The organism is Streptomyces colwelliae (assembly GCF_048158785.1).
In the GTDB taxonomy this organism is placed as follows: domain Bacteria; phylum Actinomycetota; class Actinomycetes; order Streptomycetales; family Streptomycetaceae; genus Streptomyces.
In genome coordinates, this window is sequence record NZ_JBLTJC010000421.1 from 1 (window position 1) to 8,340 (window position 8,340).

The 8,340-nt window shown below is 71.3% G+C and carries 5 protein-coding genes; all 5 read right to left on the reverse strand.

Going from position 1 to position 8,340, the window contains the following annotated elements; genetic code table 11:
* A partial coding sequence (locus tag ACNFOC_RS46220) for a glycoside hydrolase family 78 protein (RefSeq protein WP_521986716.1) occupies window positions 1-382 on the reverse strand: 382 nt, incomplete at its 3' end.
* Between the two features lie 5 nt (window positions 383-387).
* Window positions 388-1,959 (reverse strand): glycoside hydrolase family 140 protein, encoded by a 1,572-nt coding sequence (locus tag ACNFOC_RS46225; protein WP_416964996.1) that lies wholly within the window; start codon window positions 1,957-1,959, stop codon window positions 388-390.
* Window positions 1,956-4,538 (reverse strand): beta-glucosidase family protein, encoded by a 2,583-nt coding sequence (locus ACNFOC_RS46230; protein WP_416964997.1) that lies wholly within the window; start codon window positions 4,536-4,538, stop codon window positions 1,956-1,958. Before ACNFOC_RS46230 ends, ACNFOC_RS46225 begins: the two co-directional genes overlap by 4 nt.
* Entirely contained in the window at window positions 4,535-6,697 is a 2,163-nt protein-coding gene (locus tag ACNFOC_RS46235) for a beta-galactosidase (RefSeq protein ID WP_416964998.1), read from the reverse strand. Before ACNFOC_RS46235 ends, ACNFOC_RS46230 begins: the two co-directional genes overlap by 4 nt.
* 58 nt (window positions 6,698-6,755) lie before the next feature.
* Window positions 6,756-8,195 carry a glycoside hydrolase family 43 protein gene (locus tag ACNFOC_RS46240; protein ID WP_416964999.1) on the reverse strand — a complete coding sequence of 480 codons (1,440 nt, stop codon included), beginning with the start codon at window positions 8,193-8,195 and terminating at the stop codon, window positions 6,756-6,758.
* Between the last annotated feature and the right edge of the window lie 145 nt (window positions 8,196-8,340).

An 8,340-nucleotide genomic window follows, 5' to 3' on the forward strand; every position in this document is an offset into this window, starting at 1 on the left:
CGTGAAGAACGCGATCTGGTCGTTGACGAAGGCACCGGCGGGCCGTCCAGTCGGCCGGGTCCAGGAGTCCGGTCTCGGCGTACGCCGTCCCCGACCAAGGCGATGGTTCGTCCTCGGTGCCGCCCCAGACACGTACGCGTACGCCGACACGTTGCCGGGAGCCGAGGCGCGGCCCCGGCCAGGGAACCAGCACGGACTCGCTGGACTCCACCCGACCGGTGCCGGCGAGGACCGTGCCGTCGGCGGCGGTGATCTCCACCTGGTGGGCGGCCTGGCGCCAGTCCCCGGTGTCGGTGACCGTGCGCCAGCTGAGGCGGGGAGCGGACTCGCCGATGCCCAGGGGTTCGCGGTGGTGCTCGAAGACGGGTGGTGTGACGTGCATGGGGATCAACTCCGGCTCGGGTCATGGCAGATGTACACCCTCGGTGCACCGCCCTCGTCGGGTACGGGTTCCACCGCGGTGGCGCGTACGCCCTCGCGGACGGTCTCGCCGGTTCGGGGGTCGACCACCCGGTAAGGGAGCGGGACGTTCTCCGGGGCGGTGATGAACAGCGGGCCGCCCTCTTCGGCGTAGCAGAGGTACAGCACGCCGGGGACGGACAGGCCCCGGGGCGCCAGGGCGGATCGCCAGTCCGGCCGCATGTCCGTGAGGGGAAGGCCGTCGAGGATGCGGGAGATGAGCCCGACGTGGCGTGAGCCCTCGAAGTCCAGTGCCTCCCGCCAGCCGGCGTTCTCGGCGAGGAAGAACTCCTCGTGGCCGGGTTCGGCGGCGTGCAGGCGCCACTGCCACAGGCTCGCCGCGCCGTAGACCACGCCCATCGTGCCGCCGGCGCAGAGGTTGCTCCAGGCCTCGTGTCCCTGCCACCAGCCCGCGGCGCGGCCGGGGCGGCCGGTGTTCTCGTACGTCGGCTCGGCGTTGGCGACCGCCTTGGCGGGGGTGTTGCGCCACATGTCGGCGACCCGTTCCTGGACGTGCCCGCCCATGTGGCCGGTCTGGCACCACTGGAAATGCAGCCAACTCTCGCTCTGGTGGGCGGAGTTGTCGGCGTGCGGGCGGTAGTGGATGCCGCAGGGCTGGCCGTAGGCGTCCCAGCGGCCGATCTCCGCGCCGCCCGCCGCGATCTGCGGTTCGTGACCCTCGCCGTCGGCGCCCACCAGGTAGACGGCGGGGGCGGCGCCATAACGGGCCACGAGATAGCGGCAGTAGCGCGCGTACTCCTGCGGGGGCACCACCGGACCCGCCACCCGCAGGCCCTTCCAGCCGAACCCGTGGAAGAGCGGCTGGAGTACGGGGACGATCCCGTGGTCGCGCAGAATCCCGATCAGCCGGTCCACGTACTGGAAATACGCCGGGTTGAGCACATTGACGTGCCCGGTGGGCAGGTCCTCGAAGCCGACGTCGAACCCTTCATCCACGGCGCGGTCGCGCGGTCCGCGCGCGTCCATGTCGGGCTGGACGCTCATCAACAGGGCCGCGTTGAAGCCCTTGGCCCGCCGGTCGACCGCGTACTCCGTGACCTGCTCCTCGGTGGCCCGCCAGGGCAGTGCCCAGGCGGTGTCGCCGACCAGCAGCGCGAGCGTCCCGTCGGCGTGGACCAGGCTGCGCCTGCCGGGCGACATCCGCCAGAAGCCGTGCCGGTAAAGGGAGTTGGGGTCGTCCGCGGTGGGGAGCACGACGAGCGTTCCGCCCTGCCCCGACAGTCCCTCGTCCGCTACGGAACTGCCGCTGCGCCAGGTCCAGCGGCCCTCCTTCTCCGGGGAGGCGAACCGGATCTTCCAGACCCGGCCGCCGTCCCAGAAGGCGGGGCGGCGCAGGACAGTGCCGGAATCATGCGTGAACTCGGCCCATACGTCGATGTCGGTGTACGGGTTGGCGTGCTCGCGGGTTCCAGTCAGGGTGATCTCGATCTGCCGCCAGGGGGCGATCACCGGTCCCGCTTCCGGCTGTGCGTCACTCATGAGTTTCCGACGGCGATGTCGGCGGCCAGCGGCAGGATCGCCGACGACGGACCCGCCTCCAGGGTGAAGGTCCCCAACTCGGTTGCCCAGCCGCCTGCTTCGGTGTCCCAGTGCTCGAACGCCCGCGCGTCCACGGTGACCGTCGCGACGACCTCCTCGCCGGGCTCCGCCTCGATCACGGCGAACCCCGCGAGCCAGCGGAGCGGGCGCTCGACAGCGCTGCCGGGACGGCCGGCGTAGACCTGCACGACCTCCTTGCCGTGCCGTGTGCCGCTGTTGCGTATCCGTACCTCTACGGCGAGATCGGCGCCGGATCGCATCTCGCCCGGGGCGTCGATCGAGACGTAGTCCCAGGTGGTGTAGCCGAGTCCGTGGCCGAAGGCATACCGGGGCGGCTGCCATCCGGTGCGGCCGTCGCCCCGGTAACCGATGAACAGCCCCTCGTCGTAGGCGAGTACGCCGTCGATCGGCTCGGTGGCGGGCAGCCCCTCCTCGGACACGGGCCAGCCGGTGGGCAGTCGGCCGCCCGGCTCCGCGAGGCCCAGCAGTACGTCGGCGAGCGCGTTGCCGAACTCCTGCCCGGGGAACCAGGCGAGCAGCACCGCCGCGACGCCCTCGGACCACGGAAGCAGCACCGGGGCACCGGAGTTGACCACCACGACGGTCCGGGGGTTGGCCTCGGCGACCCGGCGGACGAGTTCGTCCTGCCTGCCGGGCAGGGCCAGGCTGTCGCGGTCGAAGCCCTCGCTCTCGACCTCTTCCGTGGTGCCGACCACGACCACGGCGACGTCGGCCGCACGGGCGAGGGCCACCGCCCGCTCGATCTCCTCGTCGTCGCTGCCGTGCGGTGGCTGGAGGTTGAGCTGGAACATGGTGACCGCGTCACCGAGGGCGTCGTCCGACGAGACGACGTCGTGGGCGACCATGTCGTGAGCGGCTATGTCGTGAGCGGCTATGTCGTGAGCGGCTATGTCGTGCGTGAGGACGACCTCGGTCTCCTCGCCCTCCGCCAGGTCGACGGTGTGGAGACGTTGCGGCGGGGTCATCAGACCCTCCACCAGGTCGGCGCCCGGCGGGAGTTGAAGGCGTACGTCGAACACCTCGGCCCCCGCGACGGACATCCGGAAGCGTCCGATGCCCGAGCCTCCGATGGCGTACCGGCCGGCGTCGGTCGCGCGGATCACGGTGCGCACCTCCACCCGGGCGACCTGGCCGGTGGGCACTCCGGGGCCGTAGGACCCCATCCAGGTGTAGGCGCTTCCGGCGCGGCGCTCGGAGCCGAGCAGGGTTCCGTCCTCGGACAGGAAGTTCACCTCCACGCCCTCGCCGTCGCCGTCGGGGTGGCGGAGGTAGGCCAGTGCCGCCGCGGGTGTGCGGGTCTGCGGGGTGACGCCGACGCCGTGGGTGACCTCGACGTCGTCTCCCAGGGCGGCGCGGATGCCGTCGAGGGGCGAGACGGTGTAGGGCGGGAAGACGGTTGCGCTGCCTCCGCCGAGGGTCCGGGCCACTGCGGCGTTGGGGCCGAGGACGCCGACGCGATTCAAGGACGCCCGGTCCAGGGGTAGTTGGGCGTTCTCGTTGCGGGCCAGTACGAATCCTGCGGCGGCGGTTGCGCGCAGGCGGGCCGCCACGGACTCGGCGTCGTGGTGAGGCGGAAGGGTGGGGGCGGGCACATCGGTCAGCGCGCCGACCCGGGCCGCGAGGCGCAGCAGCCGTAGCACCTTGTCGTCGACGAGAGTCTCGTCGACCTTGCCCTTGCGTACGGAGGCGACCAGCGCGTCGCCCCACGGGCCGATCGGGCCGGGCATCACCAGGTCGAGGGCGGCGCGGGCGGACGGCTCGGTGGTGCGGGCGGCGAACCAGTCCGACATCACCAGGCCGTCGAAGTCCCAGTCGTCGTGCAGTACTTGGCGGAGCAGCGGGCTCTCGGTCATCGGGTGCCCGTTGACGCCGTTGTAGGCGGCCATGACGGCCCAGACCCGGCCCTCGCCGACGATGCGCTCGAACGGCGCCAAGTACAGCTCCCGCAGGGCGCGTTCGGCGATGCGCGCGTCGAGTGTCATGCGCTGGGTCTCGGAGTCGTTGCCGACGAAGTGCTTGACGGTGGCCGCGACGCCGCCGCCCTGGACGCCTCGGACGTAGGCGACCCCGATGCGGGCGGTGAGCAGGGGGTCCTCGCTGAAGCACTCGAAGTGCCGTCCGCCGTAGGGGGTTCGGTGCAGGTTCACGGTGGGGGCGAGGAGGACGTCGACGCCCTTGGCGCGTGCCTCGTGGGCGAGCAGTCCGCCGAGTCGTTCGACGAGCGGTTCGTCCCAGGTGGCGGCCAGCGCGGTGGGCGAGGGCACGTTGGCGGAGGGGCTGCGCTCGTCCCACAGTTCGCCGCGGACTCCTGCGGGTCCGTCCGAGACGACCAATCGGCGTAGGCCCACGGCGGGTTCGGGGTGGAGGGACCAGAAGTCGGCGCCGGTCAGCAGCCTGACCTTCTGTTCCAGGGTGAGCGCGCCGAGGCGCCTGGCCAGCTCGGCTTCGTCGGCGGCGGAAGGGGCGGAGGGGGCGTCGGTGGTGGGCTGCCGGGTCACGGCGTCCTCCTCGGTGAGGGTGCGAGTGAAGGTGAAGTGGGGTCGCCATCGCGCTCGATGAGCAACCGGACGTCCCAGGGCCCGAGTTCGAGCGCGGTTCCGGCGGCGAGGGGCTCGCCGGTGAACAGGTCGCGGACGTCCCCGGGCAGGCGGTAATCGACCGGATCCCAGGCCCAGTTGTGGACGAAGCGCAGGACGGCGCCGTCCGCGGTGGTGGCCGATGTGCAGGTGACGGACGGCGGCCGGTCCTCGCGCCAGGCGTCGGAGGGGAGCGAGACCGCGGCGATCCAGTCCGCGAGGCTGTGGGAGAGTTCGCGGTCCGGGACGGTGCCGACGTACGTCACGCGGCCGTCGCCGTACTCGTGGGTGGTGACGGCGGCGAACTGGCTCAGGTGCGGATGGTCGTACCCGGCGAGGACGATGGCGCCCTCCGCGGTCAGTCCATCGGCCCACGCGGTGGCGTGTCCGTGCAGAGCGGGGCCGTCCGTGTCCCCCTGCGTGATCGTGACCGGGGTCAGCACATTGGTGAACTCCTGGTAGTACGCACCCGCCGCGGGCCGCAGCACTCCGGGCATGACCGTGTGCCGGGCGACGGCCTCCTCGTCGGCGTAGCCGGTGCGCGGGGTGAGGACGACGTGGCCGCCCTCTTCGGCGTACCGGCGCAGCAGATCGAGTGTCGCGTCGTCCGCGATGTACAGCGCCGGGACGACCAGGACCGGCCAGCGGTCGACCAACTCCGCCGGACTGGACGGCAGTTGCTCGGGGGAAACGATGTCGGCGGAGAGTCCCGCGTCGAACAGCCCCCGGTAGAACGCGGCGACGATGCGCTCGTAGGACTGCGGATCGCCGAACCAGGCAGGGGTGTTGCCCCTGAGCGGTGCCATGAACTCCATGGCCCAGCGGCTGTCGGCGGACAGCAGCATCGCTACGTCGCTGCAGGGCCGCAGGCCCTCGATCGCGCCGCCGGCCTGCCTGAACTCCCCGGCGATCACCGCGAGTTCGTCGTACGTCCGGCCGGGTTCCAGGCTGTGGCCGAGGATGCCGCCCCAGTAGGTCTCGGCGCCGTAGTGCAGAGAGTGCCAGTGCCAGTACTCGATCATTCTGGCGCCGCGCGCGACCATGCTCCACACGGCCTGTCGGGCTTGGCCGCGATAGAGGGGGAAGTTGTCGGCGGAGCCGCCGATCGACGTCGCGTTGGTCTCCATGACCAGGAAGGGTTCCTGGCGGATGCCGCGTGCCATGTCGTTCTGAAGGTAGAGCCAGGCGGGCCCGGACCAGGAGACGAAGAACGGATACAGTCCGCCGTCCGGTTCGTCGGGACCCGGCAGGGACAGCCCCTCCTGGGTGGCGTAGTAGATGTTCGCCCCGGCGATGTCGAGGGGCCGGCCGATGGCCGAGATGTCCAGGCCCTGTTGGCCGAGGGCGACGCAGGTGGTGACGAAGTGGTGCTCCGGTACGAGGCCGCGGACCAACTCGGCGTGCCAGGTGATGTATTCCTGCGTCAGCCGGGACTGGTAGCGGCGCCAGGCGAGGTCGTACGACGGGGTGGAGTTGCCGTCGGGGGTCCACAGGTCCGCCCAGTCCTGCACGCGGTGGGACCAATAGGTCAGCCCCCAGCGGTTGTTGAGTGTCTCGACGTCTCCGTAGCGTTCGCGGAGGTGGTCGAGGAAGCCCTGGAACACCGAGTCGTTGTGGAATAGCCGTAGCCCGGGCTCGTTGTCGACCTGCCAGCCGATGACCGCCGGGTGGTCGGCGTAGCGCCCGACGATGTTGCGGACCAGGCGCTCGGCGAGATGCCGGAAGGCGGGGTGCGAGTAGTCCGCGTCCTGCCGCATGCCGTACGGGATGGGCTGTCCGGTGCCCGAACGGGCCGCCGTCTCCGGGTACTTGCGGCGCAGCCACGGCGGGACGGCGTAGGTCGGGGTGCCCACGATCGCCTTGATGCCTCGCTCGTCGGCGGCGTCGAGGACCGGTTGTAGCCAGTCGAGTTCGAAGTGGCCCTCGCGGGGTTCCCAGGTCGACCAGACCGACTCGCCGACCCGGATGACGCTGAACCCGGCCTCGGCCATGAGGTCGAGGTCCTGCGCGAGCCGCTCGTACGGCTGGTACTCGGTGTAGTACGCGGCTCCGAAGAGCATGCGTGGGGAGGAAGTGCCCATACGGTGCTGGTGACTTTCTCTCAGGTGCCGGTCGGCTGTCTCGGACGGGATGAGGGCGTCAGTCCTCGCCCCGGTAGCTGAACCGGTCGAAGACGACCGAGCCTTCGGAGGCGTACATGCCGACGACCCGGCCCGTGAAGGACGCGGCGGTCTCGGCGGAGACGTAGCGGCCGTCGAGCGCCGCGAGTTCGACCGGTCCGGTGCCGGGGTCGACGGACAGGTGGACCGTGTCCGGGCCGAGGGCGTCGAGGCCCATGCCGACGACCGGCTCGGTCTCGATCCGTACGGTCACCGGGCCTGCGGGAACCGGCTGCTCCCAGGTCTGGCAGAGCCCGCCCACCCGGGCCCGGGCCCGGGCGATACCCGCGCCGACCTCGATGTCGTAGTGATGGCGTTCGTCGATCCGCAGACTCAGCCCGCCCACTCCCCCGGCGCTGTCCACTCGGACCGAGAAGACGGCCGACTGGTGCTGCTGGCGGCGGCCGACGAAACGTGGCCGTGGGTCGTCCATGGTCGAGCCGTCCGCATGCACGACGAGGTGGCCCGGGCGTTCGGTGAGCGAGGACCAGTCGGCGGCCGGTGTCCGTATGGCGAGCCATTCCGGGCCGAGTCGGGCACCGGTGAAGTCGTCGTGGTGCTCAACTGGCGCGGTGGGCGGGGTGAGTTGGACCGGCTGTACCACCGGCCAGCCGTCGACCCATTCCAGCGTCGTGCTGAACGTCTCCCGGCCCATGGGAGAGAAGGCCCGCGTCAGACCGCCGGGGCGCATGCCGAGCAGGAATAGTGCCCAGCCGCCGTCAGGAGTGCGTACGAGGTCGGCGTGGCCGGTGTTCTGGACCGGACGGTCGGTGCTGCGGGCGCTGAGCACCGGGTTGGCCGGGCCGCCTTCGAAGGGACCGTCCGGACGGGTGCCGCGGGCGATGCTCACGGAGTGCCCGCGCTCGGTGCCGCCCTCGGCGATCAGGAGGTACCAGGTGCCGTCGATCTCGTACAGGTGTGGCGCCTCGGGGAACATCAACCCGGTGCCGGACCACAACGAGCGGGGTTCTTCGAGGGCTTGGCCGGTTTCGAGGTCCATCCGGACCTGTTGGATGCCCAGGTGCTCGCCGGCGCGGTCTCCGTCGAGCTGGAGACCCGAGTACGTGACGAAACAGGTGCCGTCGGCGTCCCAGGCGAGGTCCGGGTCGATGCCCGGGACGCCCTGCATGACGATGCCGTCGGACCAGGGTCCCTCGGCCCGTTCGGCGGTGAAGACGAGACTGCCGCGCCCCATCGCGTCGGTGACGACCAGCCAGAAACGCCCGTCGTGGAACCGGATGGCGGGCGCCCAGGCGCCGCCGAGCGTGGGGACCTTCTCCACCGCCAACTGCCCGGGCCGGGTCACCACGTTGCCGATCTGCTCCCAGTGCACCAGGTCGCGGCTGTGGAACAGCGGTACGCCGGGGAGGTACTCGAAGCTGGAGCAGGCGAGGTAGTAGTCGTCGCCGACGCCCTGCACGCCACGCTCTACTTCTCGCCCCGGACACCGAGTCCGCGACGGCCCCCGAGATGACCAGTCGTGTCTAGCCGAGCTTGTGCATCCAGCCGTGCTTGTCGGGGCTGTCGCCGCGCTGGATGTCGAGGAGGGCGGCGCGCAGACGGGG

Bases quoted from the DNA above. Each gene is read 5' to 3' on its own strand.
- ACNFOC_RS46225 (WP_416964996.1), bottom strand. From the start codon at position 1,959: ATGAGTGACGCACAGCCGGAAGCGGGACCGGTGATCGCCCCCTGGCGG.
- ACNFOC_RS46235 (WP_416964998.1), bottom strand. From the start codon at position 6,697: ATGGGCACTTCCTCCCCACGCATGCTCTTCGGAGCCGCGTACTACACC.